Source organism: Paenibacillus sp. G2S3 (assembly GCF_030123105.1).
GTDB lineage: Bacteria > Bacillota > Bacilli > Paenibacillales > Paenibacillaceae > Paenibacillus_AQ.
Genome location: NZ_CP126095.1, coordinates 3,866,919 through 3,888,538, shown reverse-complemented (window position 1 = coordinate 3,888,538; position 21,620 = coordinate 3,866,919). Strand labels below are relative to the sequence as shown.

Annotated in this window: 16 protein-coding genes and 1 pseudogene; 12 read left to right on the top strand and 5 right to left on the bottom strand. The window is 43.7% G+C overall.

Going from position 1 to position 21,620, the window contains the following annotated elements:
* The first annotated feature begins 20 nt into the window (after positions 1 to 20).
* Genes QNH28_RS16975 through QNH28_RS16960 form a run of 4 tightly spaced genes read left to right on the top strand, consistent with a single transcriptional unit; the run spans position 21 to position 4,627 of the window.
* Positions 21 to 908 (top strand): carbohydrate ABC transporter permease, encoded by an 888-nt coding sequence (locus QNH28_RS16975; protein ID WP_283907727.1) that lies wholly within the window; start codon positions 21 to 23, stop codon positions 906 to 908.
* Positions 909 to 940: 32 nt separating this feature from the next.
* Complete coding sequence (locus QNH28_RS16970) at positions 941 to 2,473, top strand: glycoside hydrolase family 76 protein (RefSeq protein WP_283907726.1); 1,533 nt, start codon at positions 941 to 943, stop codon at positions 2,471 to 2,473.
* Positions 2,474 to 2,497: 24 nt separating this feature from the next.
* A complete protein-coding gene (locus tag QNH28_RS16965) occupies positions 2,498 to 3,553 on the top strand; it encodes a glycoside hydrolase family 76 protein (RefSeq protein WP_283907725.1) in 1,056 nt (351 codons plus the stop codon).
* A gap of 12 nt (positions 3,554 to 3,565) precedes the next feature.
* A complete protein-coding gene (locus QNH28_RS16960; protein WP_283907724.1) occupies positions 3,566 to 4,627 on the top strand; it encodes a glycoside hydrolase family 76 protein in 1,062 nt (353 codons plus the stop codon).
* Between the two features lie 103 nt (positions 4,628 to 4,730).
* Here QNH28_RS16960 and QNH28_RS16955 read toward each other — a convergent pair whose 3' ends face one another.
* Positions 4,731 to 5,837, bottom strand: a complete 1,107-nt coding sequence (locus tag QNH28_RS16955; protein ID WP_283907723.1) for a glycoside hydrolase family 88 protein — start codon at positions 5,835 to 5,837, stop codon at positions 4,731 to 4,733.
* A gap of 212 nt (positions 5,838 to 6,049) precedes the next feature.
* Here QNH28_RS16955 and QNH28_RS16950 point away from each other — a divergent pair, with 212 nt between their 5' ends.
* A complete protein-coding gene (locus tag QNH28_RS16950) occupies positions 6,050 to 6,205 on the top strand; it encodes a hypothetical protein (RefSeq protein WP_283907722.1) in 156 nt (51 codons plus the stop codon).
* A complete protein-coding gene (locus QNH28_RS16945) occupies positions 6,177 to 7,379 on the top strand; it encodes a glycosyl hydrolase family 28 protein (RefSeq protein WP_283907721.1) in 1,203 nt (400 codons plus the stop codon). Before QNH28_RS16950 ends, QNH28_RS16945 begins: the two co-directional genes overlap by 29 nt.
* Here QNH28_RS16945 and QNH28_RS16940 read toward each other — a convergent pair.
* Positions 7,356 to 8,213 (bottom strand): AraC family transcriptional regulator, encoded by an 858-nt coding sequence (locus QNH28_RS16940; protein WP_283907720.1) that lies wholly within the window; start codon positions 8,211 to 8,213, stop codon positions 7,356 to 7,358. The genes QNH28_RS16945 and QNH28_RS16940 overlap by 24 nt on opposite strands.
* Before the next feature lie 121 nt (positions 8,214 to 8,334).
* Between QNH28_RS16940 and QNH28_RS16935 the strand changes: the two are divergent.
* The 3 genes and pseudogenes from QNH28_RS16935 to QNH28_RS16930 all read left to right on the top strand — a co-directional run.
* Positions 8,335 to 9,086, top strand: a pseudogene (locus tag QNH28_RS16935) (family 43 glycosylhydrolase); the annotation flags it as partial.
* An 18-nt stretch (positions 9,087 to 9,104) separates the two neighbouring features.
* Positions 9,105 to 9,281 carry a beta-xylosidase family glycoside hydrolase gene (locus QNH28_RS29645; protein WP_481858394.1) on the top strand — a complete coding sequence of 59 codons (177 nt, stop codon included), beginning with the start codon at positions 9,105 to 9,107 and terminating at the stop codon, positions 9,279 to 9,281.
* A gap of 182 nt (positions 9,282 to 9,463) precedes the next feature.
* Complete coding sequence (locus QNH28_RS16930; protein WP_283907719.1) at positions 9,464 to 14,119, top strand: cadherin-like beta sandwich domain-containing protein; 4,656 nt, start codon at positions 9,464 to 9,466, stop codon at positions 14,117 to 14,119.
* A 95-nt stretch (positions 14,120 to 14,214) separates the two neighbouring features.
* On the opposite strand, the gene QNH28_RS16925 is transcribed toward QNH28_RS16930, so the two are convergent.
* Both QNH28_RS16925 and QNH28_RS16920 read right to left on the bottom strand, forming a co-directional pair.
* On the bottom strand, positions 14,215 to 15,102 hold the full coding sequence (locus tag QNH28_RS16925) for a fructose bisphosphate aldolase (RefSeq protein ID WP_283907718.1): 888 nt from the start codon (positions 15,100 to 15,102) through the stop codon (positions 14,215 to 14,217).
* Positions 15,103 to 16,167: 1,065 nt separating this feature from the next.
* Entirely contained in the window at positions 16,168 to 16,299 is a 132-nt protein-coding gene (locus tag QNH28_RS16920) for a hypothetical protein (protein WP_283907717.1), read from the bottom strand.
* An 860-nt stretch (positions 16,300 to 17,159) separates the two neighbouring features.
* Here QNH28_RS16920 and zwf point away from each other — a divergent pair.
* The 3 genes from zwf to QNH28_RS16905 all read left to right on the top strand — a co-directional run bounded on the left by zwf (position 17,160) and on the right by QNH28_RS16905 (position 20,471).
* On the top strand, positions 17,160 to 18,695 hold the full coding sequence (zwf, locus tag QNH28_RS16915) for a glucose-6-phosphate dehydrogenase (RefSeq protein WP_283907716.1): 1,536 nt from the start codon (positions 17,160 to 17,162) through the stop codon (positions 18,693 to 18,695).
* Between the two features lie 71 nt (positions 18,696 to 18,766).
* Positions 18,767 to 19,660 carry a phosphogluconate dehydrogenase (NAD(+)-dependent, decarboxylating) gene (gnd, locus tag QNH28_RS16910; RefSeq protein WP_283907715.1) on the top strand — a complete coding sequence of 298 codons (894 nt, stop codon included), beginning with the start codon at positions 18,767 to 18,769 and terminating at the stop codon, positions 19,658 to 19,660.
* 166 nt (positions 19,661 to 19,826) lie between these two features.
* Positions 19,827 to 20,471 (top strand): class I SAM-dependent methyltransferase, encoded by a 645-nt coding sequence (locus QNH28_RS16905; RefSeq protein WP_283907714.1) that lies wholly within the window; start codon positions 19,827 to 19,829, stop codon positions 20,469 to 20,471.
* Positions 20,472 to 20,558: 87 nt separating this feature from the next.
* Here QNH28_RS16905 and QNH28_RS16900 read toward each other — a convergent pair whose 3' ends face one another.
* The gene (locus QNH28_RS16900) at positions 20,559 to 21,314 is read right to left on the bottom strand and encodes a DeoR/GlpR family DNA-binding transcription regulator (RefSeq protein WP_283912184.1); all 756 of its coding nucleotides are present in this window, start codon (positions 21,312 to 21,314) and stop codon (positions 20,559 to 20,561) included.
* Positions 21,315 to 21,620 lie beyond the last annotated feature (306 nt).

Sequence of the window (21,620 nt, the reverse complement as noted above, 5' to 3'; positions counted from 1 at the left end):
AGGAGAAGGAGGTTAGAGCTATGGATACTAGCGGAGGTTCATTACTAAAAAGAAGCTTAAGCAAATCAATTTATTATATAGTGTGCATTGCCATTGCAATCGTAATGTTTCTACCCTTTTATTGGAGTGTACTTACATCCCTGAAGCCGGACGAAGAAATATTCGCTATGCCGATTCGGTGGTTTCCTTCCCATTTGACCCTAGAACATTATCGTAAGGCATTTACAACGGTTCCATTTGCCCTCTTTTTCTGGAATTCGCTTGTGCTTGCGGTAGCAGGTGTGCTGGCGAATCTGTTTTTTGGATCCATCAGTGGGTATGCATTTGCAAAGTTAAAATTCAAGCTCAATAAACCGATCTTCCGCGTGTTGCTGGCGGCGATGATGATACCCGGTATTGTAACTATGATTCCTACAGTTTATGTCATGCGCCATATTCCATTTTTCGGAGGTAACGATATTTTTGGCAGTGGGGGGAACGGGTTGATGAACTCCTTCTGGGGGATTATTCTTCCGGGAGCATCAGGAACTTTTGCTGTGTTCTTTATGCGGCAATTCTTTCTTACCCTACCTAGTGACATGATGGAAATGGCCCGGATCGAAGGCTGTGGAGAGTTTAAGATATTTTGGCGTATTTATTTGCCGCTGACCAAACCAGCGCTGGCAACTTTAAGCATCTTTACTTTTCAAGCGGGCTGGAACAGCTTCCTATGGCCCATGATTGTACTAAATGACCCGGATAAAGCGACGATCCAGATGGGACTTCAAGCCTTCTCCTATAATTTTCAAACGGATTACGGCCCAATGATGGCTGGTGCGCTTGTTGCGATCCTGCCGATATTAGTGCTCTTTCTGGCGCTTCAGCGTTATTTTGTGCAGGGGATTGCATTCAGTGGTATTAAGGGTTAAGGGTTTCATTGCCTACAAAGGAGATGATGTTTGTGTTTAATGCCTTGAAAAAAACGTCGTTGTTCGCTCGTGGCGCGTTGGCGGCGGTTTTACTTATTGCACCATTTAGTGGATATCAGCGAGCGGATGCGTTTACGGCGGCCAATGCCGATACGGCTATGAGCAGCTTTGTTAATACTTTTTATGATGCATCTGCAAAATATTTCTACACAAACAGCGATCATCTTATTCATTCTGAACATGCGAGTGGCCCAAACGGTGGATTGTATACCGATTTTTGGTGGGAGGCTCAGCTCTGGGAGACGGTAATGGATGCGTATCAGAGAACGGGCAGCAGCACGTACCGAACTATGATCGATGATATCTATAACGGATTTAATGTGAAGTATCCCGATATGATGCTCAATGATTTCAATGATGACTTGGGCTGGTGGGCCTTGGCTTGTATGCGTGCTTATGAGATTACAGGCACTGCTGAATACCGCAACCGAGCCTCCTTTCTGTTCGACCAGATCTGGAGTGATTGGGATTCAACGTATGGAGGGGGCATCTGGTGGAAGAGGGATGGAACCTCACCTCAGAAAAATATGGCTACAAACGCTCCGATGATTATGACGGCTATCAAGCTCAAGAATGCAACAGGTAACGCTGATTATTTAACGAAAGCACAGACCATGTATACCTGGATCAAAAGCAGGCTCGTTAGCGGAAGTAAAGTGAATGATCATGTGGAAGGCAGTGGTTCTGGCACGGTCGTGGACTGGGATTTTACCTATAACTATGGAACTTTCCTTGGGGCTGCACTAGCGATGAATCAGGCGACAGGTACTAGTTCATACTTGGTCGACGCGCATACCGCCGCAGCTTATGTGATCGATAAAATGACGCTCTCTTATTCCTTGATGTACGAGGGCGAGAATGATTCTCCGGGCTTTAAAATGGTATTCGTCCGCAATTTGAACCAGCTGCGAATAGCCACAGGGAACGCATCCTACTTAAACTTCTTGCAGCAAAACGCTACACAAGCCTTTAATCATCGCCGGGCTTCAGATGGCATTATTGACAGTGACTGGACTGCCCCTGCTCGGAGTGGCTACATTCAGAGTATCGCTGCGGCGGCGGGCGCTTCCATTCTACAGCTTGTCCCTGCGGATAATTATACGGGACCCATTGCAGGGAATGGCACTTATGAAGCTGAGAACGCAAGATTATATGGCATCAATAATGAATCTTCACAGCCAGGATTTACAGGAAGAGGCTACACGGGTGGTTGGAACACAAATAGTACACGGATAGTATTCAATGTGAATCAGAACAGTACGAGTACGCGGACGATTAGCTTCCGCTATGCAGCAGGAGCTGGGAATGCCGGACGGTATGTCAAAGTAAACGGTACGGTCTTAAGTAATAATTTGATTTTTACAAGCACAGGCAGTTGGAGCAGCTGGAATACGGTTACGCTGAACGTGCCTTTGAACACTGGCTATAATTCTATTGAGATCGGCTATGATACAGCCAAGGGGAATAATAACTATTTGAATCTCGACAAAATGACGGGTCTATAAAATCGAATCAGGGAGAGAGTCTATATGAACCAATTGGAGATCGGGATTTGGGAGGAACGAGCGAATCAAGCACAAGCTGCACTGGATTCATTATTCTGGAATGAAGCGATCAAAATGTACAATATAGAAACACCTTGTCCAAATGGTGAATGCAATACCATTTTTCATTATTGGTGGATGGCCCATGCTGTGGATGTATTGGTAGATGGATTACAGCGAACGGGTGAGCATTGGTATGCTGAACGCCTTTCCGCGTTTCATGAAGGTCTTTTGCAAAGAAATGGCGGAGTGTGGCCTAACGAGTTGTATGATGATATGGAATGGATGGCTCTCGCGTGGCTCCGCGCCTATCAAGCAACTGGGCAAGCAGCGTACAAAGCTACAGCACTTCTTTTATGGAAAGATATTCAGACGGGCTGGAACGAGCATATGGGAGGTGGGATTGCTTGGCAGAAGACACAATTGGATTATAAAAATACTCCTGCCAATGCACCAGCAGCTATTCTGGCAGCTCGTTTGTATCAAGCCTTCGGAGAAGCTGAGAATCTAGAATGGGCGTTAAAAATTTATAGATGGCAAAAAGAACATCTGGTAGACCCGACGACGGGTTTTGTATGGGATGGCATGAATCGTACGGGCGATGGCCAGATCGATAAGGATTGGAAATATTCCTATAACCAAGGTGTCTATATTGGCGCAGCTGTAGAACTCTATCGTATCACTAACGACCCATCCTATTTAGAGGATGCTCGTCTAACTTTTAGTGCTGCTGCTTATGAGCTTGCTGAGGCTAAGGGTGGTGTGCTTCCAGACGAAGGAAATGGTGATGCTGGATTGTTTAAAGGAATCCTGATTCGTTATACGGCGGAATGGGCCAAAGCTGATGCCGCAGCAGTTGAAGCTGTCGATTTTCTGCGTACGAATGCTGAATGTCTTTGGGAGCAAGGAAAGTCAGAGGACGCAGCTTTGTTTGGCACAGATTGGACTTTGTCATCCACCGGGGTAATTCAGCTCAGCTCCCAACTTAGTGCAATAAAGTTATTGGATAAAATGGCAGAATTAACTAAGGATCAGATTTGAGGTGAACGATTAATGACACAAGTAAAAGAAGCCCTAGAAGCGCTTAACTGGAAGGAAAGATCGGAGTGGTTCCAACAATGTCTAGAACGTAATTATTATAATGCGGAGACGGGGATCATGAATCAATGGTATCCCAGGGAGTATAACGCTGCAGGTGAGAATTTTTATTATTGGTGGCAGGCCCATGTCATTGATATTCTAGTGGATGGTTACGAGCGTAGTGGAGATCCTGCATATTCTCTGAGAATCAAGGAATTAATTGAAAATCTTCAAGCTTATAACGGTGGGACTTTCAGGCATAATTACTATGATGATATGGAATGGACGGCATTGGCGCTGCTACGAGCTTATCGGGCCACTGGATATGAAGCCTACTTAGACGCTGTGCTAGATCTATGGGAGGATATCAAATCGGCTTGGAATGAGCATTTTGGAGGCGGTTTGGCCTGGAAGAAGGATCAGCTCGATTATAAAAACACACCTGCTAATGCACCAGCCGTCATTCTAGCAGCTAGGTTATATGAGCTTTTTCAAAAACAGGAAGACCTGGCGTGGGCAATCCGTATCTATGAATGGAACAAGACGTATTTAGTTGATCCAGCGACTGGTTTTGTGTGGGATGGAATAAACAGACTTGGGGATGGCCAGATCGATTTCGATTGGGAATTTACGTATTGCCAGGGTGTTTTTCTAGGTGCGGGGTTAGAGCTGTATAAGAACACCGGTGAAGTTCATTACTTGGAAGATGCGATTCGGACGGCTAATACATGTATTGATCGTCTATGCGACCCGAATAATCTGATGTTGCCTGATGAAGGCATTGATGATACTGGATTGTTCAAAGGTATTCTAGTTCGTTATCTGGCTCAGCTTTGTAGAGATTTTCCTGAGACTATCCGGATTCGTGAGGTAATCATGGCCAATGCCTTGCAGTTGTGGGAAAAAGGTCTGGATAAACAGCGGGGGCTGTGTAGTCCATCTTGGGAAGTGAAACCAGAGCTTCCGGTTCAACTAAGTATTCAACTCAGCGGCTTAATGCTGCTGGAGGGAGCAGCGATACTCATGAAGGAGTAAAGCGTAATTTTATAAAGAAGCTTCTCTTTTTAAATGGTGAATTGATCTTCCATTTAATAAAGAGAGGCTTCTTTTTGTTTATTTTAAATTAACAGTTTACCGATTAGAAGATCCGGTGCTTCCAGCCATTCAATTTAGCGACAGCTTCGATATAATAGTAGTCTCCATAGATCAGAGATACATCGATAAAGGAAGTGCCACTGCCTGTTCCATGCAATAAAATCGCTTCATGCTCTGGCTGATCCCATGTCGCGTAATTTTCGGTCAGTGAGCGCAGTATTCGCTCTGCTGCATTAGCGTAGAGACTTTTTTCGCCTAAAGGCACGCTCTCTGTAAGCTCTAACAAACCTGAAGCGGCAATAGAAGCAGCGGAGCTATCTCTGAACATCCGATTATCATCCCCTAGACGGAAATCCCAATAAGGAACTTGATCCTCAGGTAAAGCTGAGATGAAATAATGGGCAATCCGCTTAGCGGTGTTCAGGAAACGTTCATCTCCAGTGTGGCGATAGGTATTGATGAAGCCGTACAGCCCCCAAGCCGTTCCACGGCTCCAAGAGGATTCAGCCGAATAACCTTGTCCGCCAAAATTCTCAATATATGCGCCGGTATCTGCATCGAAAGATAGGATATGTTTGGTTGATCCATCCTCGCGAATGCCATATTGCATCGTCGTCTCCGCATGGCTAATAGCAATATGCTTATATCGTGGATCACCAGTAACTTTGCTGGCCCAGAACAGTAGAGAGATATTCAACATACAGTCGATAATTACCCAGCCGTATTTATCTTCATTCCAAGCGCGGATGAACTTGCCTACAGGATTATAGCGGGCAGCGAGGAAGTTCGCCGCTTCAATCCCCCTGCGCAGCGCGTCTTCGTCCCCCGTAATCGTATGTTTGATTACAGCCGTCGGAAGAAATTGAAATCCTACATCATGATGCATCTCAACTGTTGGTTTGATAAACCATTCCTCCAAGGTTCCGTCCCAGTGCCAAGCGGCTTCCTTGTATAAGTCTTTTCCAGTCATATCATGCATGATCCAGAGGAGCCCAGGCCAGAAGCCTGTTGTCCACCAGTCTGAACCAATATCGTCAAATTTTCCATCTTTCCCTGCAAAATGTGGACACTTGTCACCAATCTGCTCTACCATATGTTCTACTTTTGTGTCGAGTCTGCCCATAAGCTCTTGCCAATAAGATGATGTCATTGTTACTGCCTCCAGTGTGGTTAGGATGTTAAGAGTATAGCTTTCCTTGCGGCTGAATAGTTTTGTTTTGATACAAGGAAATGTTTGAATATTGTCATGATGAAGGGTTGTTTAAATAGATGTCAGACAAAATATGAACATTTTTGCATAACACATTAAAACTTTTGAGATGGAGGAAACGATACATTTTATATGAACAGGAGGATGGTAAAATGGATGATTTACAAGTATATAAAGCACCTAAAGATATACCGGGACGTGAAGATTATAAGGTGAGGGTACGGAAGCCTGAAGGAGAATGGCATAGCTTGTTTATTTACGAAGTTAAGGTAGATATGCATGAGGTACGCCCAAAAGCTATCGATTGAAATCAATGGTGATATTTTTCGGAATCTGCACTTATTCGCTAACCCTATGGAAAAGGATGCCCCGCAACCAGAGGATGCTAATGTTCTCGTTGTACAACCAGGTATTCATCGAAAGCCTGATCTTTTAAGATTGCTTGGGGGTATTACTGCTAATCCTGATGAGAACAGGAAAGTGCTTTATTTTGCTCCGGGCACACATTATATAGAAGAAACTGTAATCCCAGTCCCTTCGGAAACCATGGTATATCTTGCTGGAGGTTCAGCGCTAGTAGGTTCCTTGGTGTGCGAGGGTGTTCATGATGTAACTATACGTGGTCGCGGAGTAATCTATCTTGCGGATTTTCAACGATATTCAGCATTTCGTGGGGTAAGAATCATTTTCTCACAATCCATTAAATTGGAAGGCATCACTGTTATTGACCCACCACATTATAGTATTTTCATAGGGCAATCTGAAGGAATCGAAATCGATAATTTCAAATCGTTTAGCACGCGCGGCTGGTCTGATGGCATAGATATTATGTCTAGTTCAGAGGTTAGGATTAATGATGTTTTTATGCGTAATTCTGATGATTGTATTGCTATTTATGGTTCACGATGGGACTTTTATGGGGATACACGCAATATCAGCGTAACCGATTCGATGCTGTGGGCGGATGTCGCTCATCCGCTGATGATAGGCACACATGGTGACCACGAACGGAATGGTGATATAATCGAGTCTATTGTTTTTGCGAATATAGATATCTTGAATCATCATGAACCGCAAGAGAATTATTGGGGAGCATTGGCGATTAATGCCGGGGATCGAAATCAAGTATGTAATGTTCTCTACGAGAATATACGTGTGGAGCGGATAGAGCAGGGGCAGTTGTTCGATGTGCGTGTTGTTTACAATAAGGATTATAATCCAGAGCCGGGGACATCCATCCGGGATATCACCTTTCGTAATGTCAGTTATACCGGGAAGACCAACCCTTCAAGAATTTATGGATATGACGAAGAGAGAGCTGTTGAAAATGTGACCTTCGTCAACTTGAGGGTTAACGGTGAACTGGTGGATGCACCCCGCCCTGAGCTGATGGATATTAATCATTTTGCTAAAAATATTAACTTCGTTACAGAGAAAACTACAGTTTTCTATTTGGCGTTAATTATTTTTTCTATATTTTAATGGAGTGGTTCCGAGGACTCTTTTGAACAATTGATTGAAATAGGAAGCATTCGGGAAACCAACAATGATTCCGATTTGCTCCACAGGCAGGTCTGTCGTTCCTAACAAGCGGCAGGCTTGTTTGATTCGCCGGGCTGTCAAATAATCCACGAGCCGTCCGCCGGTCTCTTGATGAAAGATTCTAGAGATATAGGATTTGGACAAATGAATCTCCTCAGCCAGCTGATCCAGATTAACCTCCTCATGATAATGCTCTTCGATAAAGCTCATGATTTTCTCAGAATAGCGCAAGGCTCGACGTTCTCCTGCTTGAAATATCTGCTGACCTTCAGTCCCGATACTGCTCAATAATTGAAGAATTAACATCGAAATGTCTTCGGTATTTTCGCTTGGATTGCTTTTTTTATTGTGATTATAGTGCTCTAGAATCCACTCCACAGTCTCAACACGATCTTCAAGATCAAAGGCGCAATATCTATTTTCACCTCGCCAAAGTGCCGTGAATAAAGCCTTTCTTTTCGTAAAGCCCTTTAGCAGGTTCTCCGCAACATGTGGATCAATGTAGAAGATGCTTCGTTCAAAAGGACATTCAGGAGAGACCTCCGAATAGATCCGGTGCAGCTGATAGGGCTGGAAAAAGAATAACATCCCCCGGCGGATATCGTACATCTGCTGATTGACGACTACGTTTCCCTGACCACCATGCACGAACATAATTTCACAGCATTGATGCCAGTGATAATAACCTTTGTAATAGTCATCGGTATATATTTTGTAATCCCAAATTAAAGTCTTGTGTTCTTCAAAAACAACAGGCTCGAATAGCTGCTTCATAGGCCCTCCAAGATGACAAAATACAAACATTTTCATATATCCCATTATAACTTTAAGAGTTATGAAAGCGATACAATAAAAACGTTAAACTGTGAAAAATACGGTAGTGGAGGGCTATATTATGACGCGTAAAATTGTTAATCCGGTGTTAAGGGGTTTTCATCCCGATCCTTCTTTTATTAGAGTCGGAGATGACTATTATATTGCTACATCTACCTTTGAATGGTTGCCAGGTGTGGAAATACATCATTCCAAGGATTTAGTGCATTGGCATACGATTTCATATGCTCTGACAGAAGCCTCTCAAGTAGACTTGCGTGGTAATGTAAGCTCTGGTTCCATTTGGGCACCGGCTCTTTCTTATGATCAAGGGGTGTTTTATCTGCTATTTACAGATGTGAAATCCCGCAAAAGTGTATATAAGGATCTGCATAACTATTTAATTACGGCAACTGATATAAAAGGTCCTTGGAGTGAGCCGATTAGACTTAATGGCAGCAGCTTGATCTGGAATCCGGTAAATTAATTGGTCCTATCCATGAAATTTATAAAGGCACACCTATCGGAGTGACCGAAGGCCCGCAGTTATACCGAAAGGACGGATACTATTATTTATTGACCGCTGAAGGGGGCACGGGAATTAATCATATGATCACCTTGGCTAGAAGTCGAAGCCTCATAGGTCCCTATGAGACCGATCCGGATTTCCCGATTATGACAACGGCGCATGATCTGACTTATCCGTTCCAGCAAGCCGGGCATGGATCGCTCGTGGAGACACAAAATGGCGAATGGTATATGGCGCATTTATGTACTCGTCCGATTCAAGGAACAGCAAATATGAATCCGCTAGGTCGGGAAACCGCGATACAATACGATGAGATTTCCTCCATGCAGCTTTCTGTGAAGCATTGGGAGCGATATTATCTGAAGGTTGAAATTCATGGACGAGAGCTTGTATTTTACGCTTCACCAGATGGAGTGAATTGGACGGTGGTCTGTACGCCTTTAGACTTTGGGACACTTTCGGATGAGTATGGTGGCAAGCTTGGATTTACAGGCTCCTAGGTTGGAATATGCGCTCAAGATATGGATCAGCAAGCGAAGCCAGCTTATTTTGACTTTTTTGAATATAAAGCTCCTGTTTTGCGTGAGATAAAATGATCTAATCCTGCAGTTCAGTTTACTTTCCTATGACATTCAGTTGATATAATGATCTGAATTTTGAAATGGGAGAGGGGTCTATCAATTTGAAAAAAATAGTTCAGCGCTCGATCTCAGTCGCCCTTGTGACAGTAATGCTTGTGCAATCCTTATGGGTTCTGGTAGGGACAGGCTATGCAGCGGCAGTTTCGGCGAACACCGATAATCTGGCGGAGAACATAGTAATTAGCCATTTTTATGGAGGGAAAAAAGACGATGTTCTCGACGTGTACTCTAGCGACTTTGTTGAATTATTTAATCCTACGTCGAAGCCTGTTTCACTAAACGGTTGGTCCATACAATTCGCTGATAACCAGAAAAACAACTGGAAGATAGCGAATTTAGGTGCACCGACAGCCCAAATTCCTGCATACGGTTATTATTTGATTGCGCTTGGCAGCAACGGAAGTGTCGGAGCAGAATTGCCGCAAGCGGATGCGGCTGAGGGTTCTTTTAAACTAGGGAATAACAGCGGTAAACTGGCCCTACTGAATACGAACCAAAAATTGACCGACAATGACCCGATGAAAGATTCGCTAAAGGATCATGTTGTGGATTTTGTCGGGTATGATGCAGTGGATGCCTTTTGGGGAAGTCCAGCACCGCAGGCTGGCAAGCAAAATACAATGCAGCGCTTGGTGTTCGATCCATTGGAGCCCGGGACCAACCTGACTTCGGCAGCCTTCCCGAATAGCGGGAACAATTGGGATACGAAGAATAATGGAAAAGACTTTGAAAAAGTCAAAGGTGCAAAGGCTCGTAATTCCAGCAGCCCAGCGGCTTATGCCTTTTTGGAAAATAATCAGACTCTACTGATGAAGTCCGGCTCAGCCGTGGATTCAGATCATAATACTATTATATTGAAAGCCTTCAACGCTGTTCTAAAACAAGGAGCATGGGCTTCAGCTGATTTCAACGTAGTTGGTCTTCCAGCAGGTTTATCTGCAACGGCAGCAGCTAGTGGTGATCAAATCACAATTACGATTACTGGAGATGGCTCTGGAAATATAGAGTCTGATGCCAATCTTACGTTTAATATTCTTCTTGGAGCGTGGAATCAAGTCAATAAGCCAACCGAACCAGTGACTGTTTATCAAAAGACGAATATAGTGACGCTGGCCAAGTATACACCTTCCAATAAAATCATAGGCGTTCCGGATTCCTCCACGATACAAATGAGCAGCGCAAAGGCTATGAATGCACTTCTACGGTTGAAACTTAACGCGGGGGTTGCTGTTGATGGCACCCTAAATGCAAATGCTTATAGCGTGGCTGGACTTCCGGCAGGAGATTGGAAGATTACGGCTGAAGGACAAAGCAGCAGTAATACGATCACTATTTCCATTTCCGGTACAGCAACATCAGCTGTTATGAATACTGTGCCGCTTAATGTGACCTTGAAGCCACAAGCTGTGCAGGATGGCGGGTGGGTAGAATCCGATGCTATCGGAATCTCTTTACTGCGTTATAGTCAACCTATTCGTTCTGACGAAGCTCGGAGGCAAGTGGTTGAGCAAAGAATTATAGCGGACAATACCGGGTTTAATGATCCTGTCACCAAGGAATATAAATATGGAAGTAATGCGATGGGAGCTAATGCTTACACCTTTTTACGTGGTACGAATTCATTGTTTAAGTCCGATCAGGCGAAGCATCTCATTCCATCTCCAGACTCGATTATCGCAGGGTGGAAAGACAAGGATATTCTAACCTACACGCAAGGTGATGCCCATATTCAGAATGTAGGAACTTTTAATGACAGCACTGAAACAATGGTATTTAGTCTGAATGATGTGGACTCTGCGGGAATTGGAAGCTTCTATAACGATTTGCTACGTTTTGTTACGAGTGTTTATATCGTGAAATACGATAAAGACAGCTCAGGTATCTCCAATTTGCAGGATGCTGATTTCCGTGAGGTCTCGGCAAAATTTTTGGAAACGTATAAAGATACATTAATTGAAATCAATAACGACAATAGTAAGAAAACCACCAAGCTGACCAAAAACAATGTCACGGCCTATACCAAAAACGTAATGGACGGTGTCTCGAAGGTGTCTTACGCTGAGGCGCTGCAAAAATTGCTGGGTAAACGCGCGTTGAATGGAAAACTCAACATAGCCGCCAATTCGGATAAGTTTGAACTCGCGACGGAAGCTGAAAAGACATCTTTGCGCGCAGATTGGGAAAATTACAAGGCTCAGGTTAGAGGGGATTTTCCGAACCTAAGCAACGAGCAATTTGATGCTTATTTTACTATCAAGGATATCGTGCGCCGCATTCACCAAGGGATTGGCAGCATCGGTGTTGAGCGCTACAATGTGCTGATCGAAGGCCGAAGTGGGGCTCACACGGATGATATCCTGCTTGATGTGAAGGAGCAGAACACCAGCGCATACATATCCAAAGATGCGTATATCAAGACAGCGGTAGACCCTGATGTTTATCTGGGTGTAGTCGAAGCTTCGAACCGTTCTTACCTGATTCGGGAAGTGTCACCTTTTAAAGGGGATTACACGGATAAGCCATTCAAAAATAAAGATGAGTTAGAGCAATATATAATAGATGCAGCAAAAGCTTATGCTTATACGGATTCTCGTCTGGACAAAGTATCTGAAACATTGAACTACAAATTTGAAGAGCGTTTTGTAACGGATGTACTTCCTGTATGGAGTGATCTTAAGAACTTTATTCTGAATGCTGCCGAAGATTATTCACATCAGGTGGTAGCAGATTTTGCACTAGTCCAAAGTGATATGCTGGCTGGAAAGCTGATTGATGTCTCGACGTTAGATGATTTGACTGTTCAGACAGGCACTTTAACTCCGTCATTCGATGCTAAGGTCACACAGTATGCAGTTAAGGTAGATCACTCCGTTGACACTATTGAACTCACAGCGAGGGCTACTGATGCCAAAGCGGAGTTGACCGCCCAAGGACAATCCTATGCCAACGGAACCGGAATATCATTTGAGCTGTCTGTTGGAGCAAATGAAATACCGTTCACGGTGACGGCACGAGACGGCTCTACCAAGACCTATACTGTGATCGTGACAAGATCTGCCACAGGAGAAGTGAGTGGCAGTACAGATTTGAGTGCTCTGACATTGTCTAGCGGCTCGCTGAACCCTGCATTTGCGTCCGAAATCACCGAGTATTCGGCAAATGTGGACAATAAAGTAGCAGGAATTATCGTAACAGCAAGTGTATACGATAGCTCGGCTACACTTACGGTGAATGGTAATCTGTCCATCAGCAGCCAGCCAAGCGACATGATCAATCTGAAGGTTGGAAGCAACAAAATTCCGGTTGTGGTGACTGCGGTCGATGGTTCCAGTAAAACTTACACGATAGACGTTAACAGAGGTGCTGAGGAAGCAGCCAATCATGACACGGAATTAAGTGCTTTGTCGCTATCTAACGGCACACTGACCCCAGCCTTTAACCCTGAGTTAACTGACTATACTTCTAAAGTGAACAATGAAGTAGCGGGTATTACTGTAACAGCAAGTGTATATGACAGTTCTGCTTCTTTCACCGTTAACGGTACTCCGGCAGTGAACGGGCAAACAAGTGGGACGATTAGTTTGAATGTTGGCAGCAATGTCATTCCGATTGTAGTAACATCATCAAACGGTATTGGCAAGACCTACACTGTGACTGTGACGAGAGCTGAAGCTGCTACAACGCAACCAACGGAGTCTTCTAATCCATCGACCTCGACAGGAGGGACGAATCAGGTTAGTCCTCCGATCAATCGCGGAACAGTTACTGTAAACGGTGGCGTATTGTCTTTGAACGGAGTCAAAATTAATGTTCCGGCAGGAGCAATGGATAGCGGGATTGCCATAAATGTAACTAAACTAAGCAATACTTCGAGTCTTTTCACCGAAGGTGAATTGAAATTGCTGGGTGATATTTATGAGATCATCAAAAATAAGGAAGGTGATTTTGCTAAGGCGATCACGATTACACTGCCTTTTGACAAGACAAAAGTGGACCTTAACAAGTCCATTGTAGGTTTGTATTGGTTGAACGAGCAGACGAAAAAGTGGGTACAGCTGGATAATCTACAAGTGGATCAGGAAAGTGGAACAGTGTCGGGAACAGTTACACATTTCACGAAATTTGCCGTTCTGGTCTCTGATAAAACAGTGGCTCCGACTTCTTTACCGGATGTGGATTTTGTTGATATCAAGGGACATTGGGCTGAAGCGAGCATCAGAGATCTGGTTAAACTCGGTGCGATTAATGGCTATCCAGATAATGTTTTTAAACCAGATAGCAAGATTACAAGAGCCGAATTCGTAACGATAATCGTCAAAGCCTTCCAGCTTCAGGCTGAAGTCGGCAAAGTGTTTGGCGACACTAAGACACATTGGGCTAATGAAGCCATTGCAACAGCGGCAGCACTCGGAGTTGTTAATGGCTATAACGATGGCAACTTCGGACCAGATGAAATGGTTACTCGTGAACAGGTAGCTGCAATTGTCGTTCGCGTAGCGCAGCTCGCAGAAGCAGATATGAGCATGAACTTCTCGGACAGCGTCAAGGTCTCCACCTGGGCTCGTTCTGCACTGGGGGCAGCTATAGCTGAGGGAATTCTTAAGGGTTATACAGATGGTACATTGAAGCCACAAGGCAGTACTACTCGTGCTGAAGCAGCAACTATTATTCTTAGAGCACTAGCTTTAAAAAAGTAAAACCAAATTAAAAAGGGCTGTTTCCCGACAGGTATTTACCTGTTAGGGAAACAGCCCTTTTATGTGTCTGGCATCTTCACGAAGAGAAGAGCTGCTTATTGAATAGAGGCAGCATATATCGCTACTACAGATTTGGAGAGGAGCGCGTTAAACTCTTCGTTTGATTGCCCGGCGCTTAGTCCTTGCGATAAAGCACGCGAGAAGCTGGCGATCAAGCCCTGATTATGGGCGAGCTTATCGTTGGCTTCAGCTTGTGTGTAACCGCCGGACAAAGCGACAATTCGTAAAACGTGAGGATCATCCATTAATTCTAGGTAGAAGTTATCCTCCGTGGGTATGGAGAGCTTCAGCATGACCTTCACGTCTTTGCCCAGCTTAGACAATTGAGCTGAAAGTTCTTCTTTTAATAGCTTTTCCGATGCTGTTTTATCCGCAGAGTGGATATCGACCTCAGGTTCGATAATCGGAACCAGTCCCGCTTCTAAAATTTGCTTACCGACTTCAAACTGCTGTTCAACCACTTTTTTGATGCCGGAAGGATTGGCCTCTTTAATCACCGAGCGCATTTTCGTCCCGAAAATATTTCGTTCGTTGGCCCGCTGCAGAAGATCACTTAAGCCGGGAATTGGCTTCATGAGCTGTACCCCGTCTTCTGGATCAGCAAGTCCTTTATCGATTTTCAGAAATGGCACAATGCCTTTTTCCTCCCACAGATAATCAGCAGTATATTTCCCGTCAATGAGACGGTCCATTGTGTTTTCGAATAAGATTGCACCCAGTATATACTTCGAATCAAATGCAGGGCTCTTGATAATGCGTGTTCTCATCTCGTGAACCAACTCATACATTTGATCTTCATTGGAATAACTGTCCTCTGTAACGCCATATTGTAGCAGCGCTTTTGGTGTACTTCCACCACTTTGGTCCAAGGCAGCTATAAAACCCTGTCCCGTCCGAATTCGATCCCATTGTTTCATATTCATGAAAAAATCTCCTTCCTTTCGTAAACTGAATGGAAATTCATGCGTCTTTAATTATAACACTTAAAATACCGGCTTTAAACAATAGGCGTGGTGAGCTAGTGCGGTAATCGTCCGATATGAGTGGGTCACAATCATAGAATAAGGACTGCTGAGTCCGATCCAGTCAAGGAGATCAGCAGGCGGTGACGAAACGGACTGTATTGCAGCTATTTACTCAATTTGGCGTATTTTTGAGTAAAATCGGACTGTATAGCTCTTATTGCCATGTTTTTGCTCCAAAGTGGAGTGGTTTTGAGTAAATAGCTGCGCCTGAGTCCGATCCAACCAAGGAGATCAGCAGGCGGTGACGAAACGGACTGTATAGCAGCTATTTGCTCTATTTGGCGTATTTTTGAGTAAAATCGGACTGTATAGCTCTTATTGCCAAGTTTTTGCTCTAAAGTGGAGTGCTTTTGAGTAAATAGCTGCACCTCAGTCCGATAGCATGGCGAAATGGCCTAAATCACCGAAATAAGGTCTCCTGAGTCCGATCCAACCAAGGTAGGCCATAGATCTTCGGCAGGAGAGGGTGCATCACCGAAATAAGAGCATCTGAGTCCGATCCTGCTAAGAAGATCAGCAGGCGGTGACGAAACGGACTGTATAGCAGCTATTTGCTCTATTTGGCGTATTTTTGATTAAAATCGGACTGTATAGCTCTTATTGCCAAGTTTTTGCTCCAAAGTGGAGTGCTTTTGAGTAAATAGCTGCACCTGAGTCCGATAGCATGGCGAAATGGCCTAAATCACCGAAATAAGGTCTCCTGAGTCCGATTCAGTCATGGCAGGACATGTATCTTCGGCAGAGAGTATGCATCACCGAAATAAGAGTACCTGAGTCCGATCCAGCCAAGGCGATCAGCAGGCGGTGACGAAACGGACTGTATAGCAGCTATTTGGTCTATTTGGCGTATTTTTGAGTAAAATCGGACTGTATAGCTCTTATTGCCATGTTTTTGCTCTAAAGTGGAGTGGTTTTGAGTAAATAGCTGCATCTGAGACCGATAGCATGACGAAATGGCCTAAATCACCGAAATAAGGTCTCCTGAGTCCGATCCAGCCAAGGTAGGCCATAGATCTTCGGCAGGAGAGGATGCATCACTCGAAGTAAGGTCTCCTGAGTCCCATCCAATCTCGGCTTGGCTGTGCGGGTAAACATAATGTTACTCCAAGTAATACTTAATGCGCTCTAAGCGGACTTTTAAGAAATTCTCCATGCACACTCCAAGCAAACTTCGAAGACACCCACATCGGCACACATAGCAGACTCCAAGGTCATTCCATATGCTTAGCAAGTTACAGATACCCAAAAGTGTGATACGCCAACGACGTAATCTTCGATATCCCATAGAAAATTCAGTGATAACGCCAACAAGGTCGTCTATGATCATGCCATCGAAGTAGTCTGTATTATCACAATGGAGGTAGTCTACAATCATGCCATCGAAGTAGTCTGTATTATCACAATGAAGGTAGTCTGCGATATGCCATCAAAGTTGTCTGCACTAACCCCTCCGAAACGTTCTCTGATAATCTTCCTCGAAGATGACCTTTTTTATGCTTAAAAATTCAAGTTGAGATTAAATATAGAGATCAAATTGTAATGTTATATCGATGTCGTCCATTCTAAAATGCTCAATTCCTTTAAGTTAGTTTGGAGATACGAGGGAGAACGAGTAAAGGTGGCGACTGGAAATTTTATTCTGGTAACAAATTGGCTGTTGTGATGATTCTTAAATCGGAGTGAGTGGATTCAGATTCGTTAAATCCTTGCTGGGATTGAGATTATCCTTTAATTAACGAGAATACCCGAGTAATTTAATACGAATAATCCAATAAGATTTTCTTTGTGACATTAATCATAATTACCAATTGTTAGCTTTGTGAAAATAATAACTTTTCGTAAATGTCGAAATGAGGTTGACGTATGAAAATATCAGTCGTATGATTGATTCTACTGAGTATGTTAGTAATTAAAAGTAAGTATATAAATAATGTATAACAACAGGAGGAATGAAAGTGGAATCATCAACATTTGTGCTATTCGGCGCTACAGGAGATTTGGCAAAACGTAAAATCTATCCTGCACTATATAACCTCTTTTTAGATGGTCAAATTTCAGGTCCTCTTTCCGTGATTGGATTAGGAAGAAGAGAAGTTTCGAACGAAGCCTTCCGTAAGCAAGTACTGCAATCCTTACAGACTTTTTCTAGACAACCAGCCGTTGACTCACCGCAATTGCAGGTGTTCTTGGAAGCTTTTGAATATAGCGTTCTAGACGTAGGGAATACAGAAGATTACTTAAAGCTACTGGATCACGTTAAACGTCGCGAGCAGTTTTTCAATATTCCCGAGAATCGGATGTTCTATTTGTCGGTAGGTCCTGAGTTCTTTAAGGAAATCGCAGCTAATATTCACTCTAGTGGTCTGGGTGCCACGAAAGGCTGGAAGCGTCTGATTATTGAGAAGCCTTTTGGCACAGATTTGAAATCCGCAAGAGAGCTGAATGACAGCTTGAATGCTGTATTTACTGAAGAAGAAATCTTCCGGATTGACCACTTCTTGGGTAAACCGATGGTGCAGAATTTGGAAGTTCTGAAGTATTCTAATCCAGTGCTAAGAGCGCTGTGGAAAAATAGATATATCGCGAATGTTCAAATTACAGCGAGTGAGACTGTTGGCGTTGAAGAACGGGCAGGCTACTACGATAAAGCTGGCGCACTTCGTGATATGTTCCAGAACCATATGCTGCAGTTGATGATGATGATGGCGATGCAGCTTCCTAAAGGCAGTACACCTGAAGAAATCCGTGGGAAGAAAATATACGTCATGGAGCATCTCATTCCAATTAGCAAAGATGAGGTTAATAAACATGTTGTCCGTGGACAATATACAGAAGGTGAAATCAAAGGGAACCCTGTTATAGGTTATTTGAATGAGCCAGGAATTAACCAATCCTCGCAAAATGAGACGTTTATCGCAGCGCGTTTATTTATAGATGATCCGCTCTGGAATGATGTACCTTTCTATGTTCGTACAGGTAAGAGAATGAAGGAGAAATCCACACGTATTGTTATTGAGTTTAAAGAACCGTTTAATGATAGTAATAACTTGAATAAAGGAAATGACGTACCGAATTTGCTGATTATCGAGATTGGACCGAATGAAGCTATAACGCTACAACTTAACACGAAAGATCAGCTGCAAAAAGGAAAGCTTGAGCCTGTCCGCGCTACTTATGAAGCGGGTACTTCAGATGTTCCGGAAGCCTACGAGAACCTAATCTTCGATGCACTTCGTGGAGATGCTACCTTCTTCGCTCACTGGAGAGAAGTAGAACTGTCTTGGCAGTGGGTTACACCTATTCAGGAAGCGATGGAAGAGGGGCTTATGCCACTTCACACTTATGCTTCAGGTTCTTATGGTCCGGATGCGGCTATGGAGCTATTGGGTGAAGATCGCTGGTGGTTCGATGAGGCAGATCGGGAGACAGAAGTTCTCTCTGCTCAGGCAGAAGTTGCAGCAACGCAGGAATCTATACGGCCAGGGGCGTAAGCCCCTGCCTGTTTTTTTTGAAAAAAATAGCTAATTTACATCACAAGAATCTATATATCGGAGGGAATTACATGAAAGTAGGATTAGTTGGATTAGGAAAAATGGGCTTCAATTTGGGCCAGAATTTGCTGGATCATGGACATGAGGTTGTTGCATTTGATTTGAATGCACCTGCTGTGGAGGAAATGAAAGCCAAAGGTGCCAGTGGAGCAGTAACGCTCCCTGAGTTGGTACAACAATTGGAAACGCCTAGAATCCTTTGGATCATGGTTCCACATCAGGTTGTGGACTCTGTCATTGCTGAGATCACACCTTTGTTATCTAAAGGAGATATTGTAATTGAAGCGGGCAATTCACATTATAAGGAATCCATTCGCCGATATGAGCAATTGAAGGAACATGGAATCAGCTTCATGGACGCAGGTACATCCGGAGGGATGGAAGGAGCGCGTAACGGCGCTTGTTACATGGTTGGTGGAGATCCTGAAGCTTGGGAAGTTGTGGAGCCCATCTTCCGTGATACGGCTGTGGAAAGCGGCTTTTTATATGCCGGTAAAGCTGGTAGTGGTCATTTTCTGAAAATGGTTCATAACGGTATCGAATACGGCATGATGGCTGCCATTGGTGAAGGCTTTGAGGTGCTGGAGAAGAGTGAGTTTGATTACAACTTTGAGGAAGTCGCTCGGGTGTGGAATCATGGATCTGTCATCCGTTCTTGGCTGATGGAACTGGTTGAACGTGCGTTCTCGAAAGATGCTAAATTGGATGAGATCAAAGGGATTATGCACTCCTCCGGAGAAGGCAGATGGACGCTCGAAACTGCATTTGATCTGCAAGCTGCAACACCGGTCATCGCGATGGCGTTATTAATGCGCTACCGTTCGCTTGAGACCGATACCTTCACTGGTAAAGTAGTGGCTGCACTTCGTAATGAATTTGGTGGACATGCCGTTGAAACGAAGTAATTAATGTTAATCATTAGCCCGAATTTCCTCGCAATTCATTCTGCGGTGAAATTTGGGCTTTTGTTTTGCAAAAATTAATAAATGGAGAGAATAGATCGAGTACGACTTTAATCTTTTTAACATATTTTAGAGTTAGATGGGGAAATTACGATAAGGGGGAGTTGACATGCGAAGTGGAATTCGAGAAAGAATTCATTTTCTGTATAAATTTCTGCATGCGCCCCGACAGTTAGGAAGCGTGACTCCCAGTTCGCGCTGGCTGGCAAAAACGATGCTCGATATCATTCCGTGGCCACAAATGCATAATATAGCTGAACTGGGTGCGGGTACTGGAGCCATCACAAGATTTATTCCAAGCGGGGAAGAGACCAGGATGACTGTGCTTCTGTTTGAGAAGGATCCTGATTTTCGTCATCAACTAAGACTTAATTTCCCTCACCGTATTTTTTATAACGATTGTTTGCGGCTACGGCTTGCGCTTCATAATAGAAGGTTGGAGAAGTTAGACTGCATCGTGAGCAGCTTGTCTTTTAGGAATTTCTCAGCCTCAGATCGGACGCTTTACATTGAACAAATCATATCTTCTTTAAAAGAGGGCGGGTGGTTCATCACTTTTGAATATTTTCCTCAAATGAAGAAGGAATTAATGCAGCATTTTGATATGGTGAGTGCTAAATGGGTGCTGTTAAATTTCCCGCCAGCGCTTGTTTATATTTGTAGGAAGAAGGCTTCTACACAAGTAAAGCAGGCAGATCCTATTCATTCTTCCTTAGATGTAATATCAATTTCGCAGGTTTCTACGGAAAGATGAGGATGAAAAATACAACAAATGCCGTCACCCATAGCTCACTGGGGAACGGCATTTTTTAAATTCAGCATAGTATGTTCATACCCTCTGTTAATAAAGAACTTCAATATTTTCCTCGTTCAGACGTTTTAGCCAAGCTTCAGAAGGTTTACGGTCCGTGATCAAGAAATTAATATGGCCAAGCTCAACCAGCTTTGTAAAAGCAGTCTTATCGAATTTGGTGTGATCCGCCAGAAGCACGACCTTATTGGCTTGCCGTAGCATGTACTTCTTGAGTTCACACTCAGGTTCGTTGGAATCTGTGATACCTCGTTCCATATCCATTCCTTTACAACTGATTACCGCAGTGTCCACATTGTATCTTTGAATGGTGTCATGGGCTACCGGTCCCACCAGCGACAACGATCGGTAACGAAGTGAACCGCCAGTAGAGATGATCTCCATCCCTGAATTCGAGAACTCATGCAAAATATTAATGGAGTTTGTGATGATGGTTAGATTGTTTTTGTTGCCGAGCAATTTTAGAAACTCAAAGGCTGTAGAGCTTGGATCTACCATTAATGTATCTCCATCATTGATTAAATCGAGCGCCTTCAAGGCGATTCCCCGTTTAATATCTGTATTCAAGGCATTACGTGTAACAAAAGGCAGATCCTCATTCGTATGACGATTCAACATAGCACCGCCATAGGTACGACTAAGGATGCCATCCTTCTCAAGCTTTTCCAAATCTCTGCGTATCGTCTCTTCAGTGACCTCAAACATCCGGCTCAAATCGGAGACTAGTACTCGTTTATCTTGATGGACGAGATCTATTATTTTTTTGCGTCTTTCGGCTGCAAGCATAGGAATCACCTTTCCGAAGCTATATTTTACAATCATAGCGCTAAATATCTGTGTTTTGCAATAAAAACAACGTATATACATCTGTATTTGCCAAAAATATTCACAAAACAGATGTAAAACAAACAAAAACAACATAAATAATATTTAAAATGTTGACAACAAAGATTTCGGAGCATACGATGAAGGAGGAAATAAATCCCTTAGAGTTAGTCGAGTTAGTGAGATGCCAAAGCCGGCTCAGCTGCTATTCAGAGGCCAGCCTGAGGCGCTGCAGACGGAATACAACGATTATTGAACTCATTAGGA

Bases quoted from the DNA above. Each gene is read 5' to 3' on its own strand.
- QNH28_RS16975 (WP_283907727.1), top strand. From the start codon at position 21: ATGGATACTAGCGGAGGTTCATTACTAAAAAGAAGCTTAAGCAAATCA.
- QNH28_RS16965 (WP_283907725.1), top strand. From the start codon at position 2,498: ATGAACCAATTGGAGATCGGGATTTGGGAGGAACGAGCGAATCAAGCA.
- QNH28_RS16960 (WP_283907724.1), top strand. From the start codon at position 3,566: ATGACACAAGTAAAAGAAGCCCTAGAAGCGCTTAACTGGAAGGAAAGA.
- QNH28_RS16955 (WP_283907723.1), bottom strand. From the start codon at position 5,837: ATGACATCATCTTATTGGCAAGAGCTTATGGGCAGACTCGACACAAAA.
- QNH28_RS16950 (WP_283907722.1), top strand. From the start codon at position 6,050: ATGGATGATTTACAAGTATATAAAGCACCTAAAGATATACCGGGACGT.
- QNH28_RS16945 (WP_283907721.1), top strand. From the start codon at position 6,177: ATGAGGTACGCCCAAAAGCTATCGATTGAAATCAATGGTGATATTTTT.
- QNH28_RS16940 (WP_283907720.1), bottom strand. From the start codon at position 8,213: ATGAAGCAGCTATTCGAGCCTGTTGTTTTTGAAGAACACAAGACTTTA.
- QNH28_RS29645 (WP_481858394.1), top strand. From the start codon at position 9,105: ATGCAGCTTTCTGTGAAGCATTGGGAGCGATATTATCTGAAGGTTGAA.
- QNH28_RS16925 (WP_283907718.1), bottom strand. From the start codon at position 15,102: ATGAATATGAAACAATGGGATCGAATTCGGACGGGACAGGGTTTTATA.
- QNH28_RS16920 (WP_283907717.1), bottom strand. From the start codon at position 16,299: ATGTTTACCCGCACAGCCAAGCCGAGATTGGATGGGACTCAGGAGACC.
- gnd (WP_283907715.1), top strand. From the start codon at position 18,767: ATGAAAGTAGGATTAGTTGGATTAGGAAAAATGGGCTTCAATTTGGGC.
- QNH28_RS16905 (WP_283907714.1), top strand. From the start codon at position 19,827: ATGCGAAGTGGAATTCGAGAAAGAATTCATTTTCTGTATAAATTTCTG.
- QNH28_RS16900 (WP_283912184.1), bottom strand. From the start codon at position 21,314: ATGCTTGCAGCCGAAAGACGCAAAAAAATAATAGATCTCGTCCATCAA.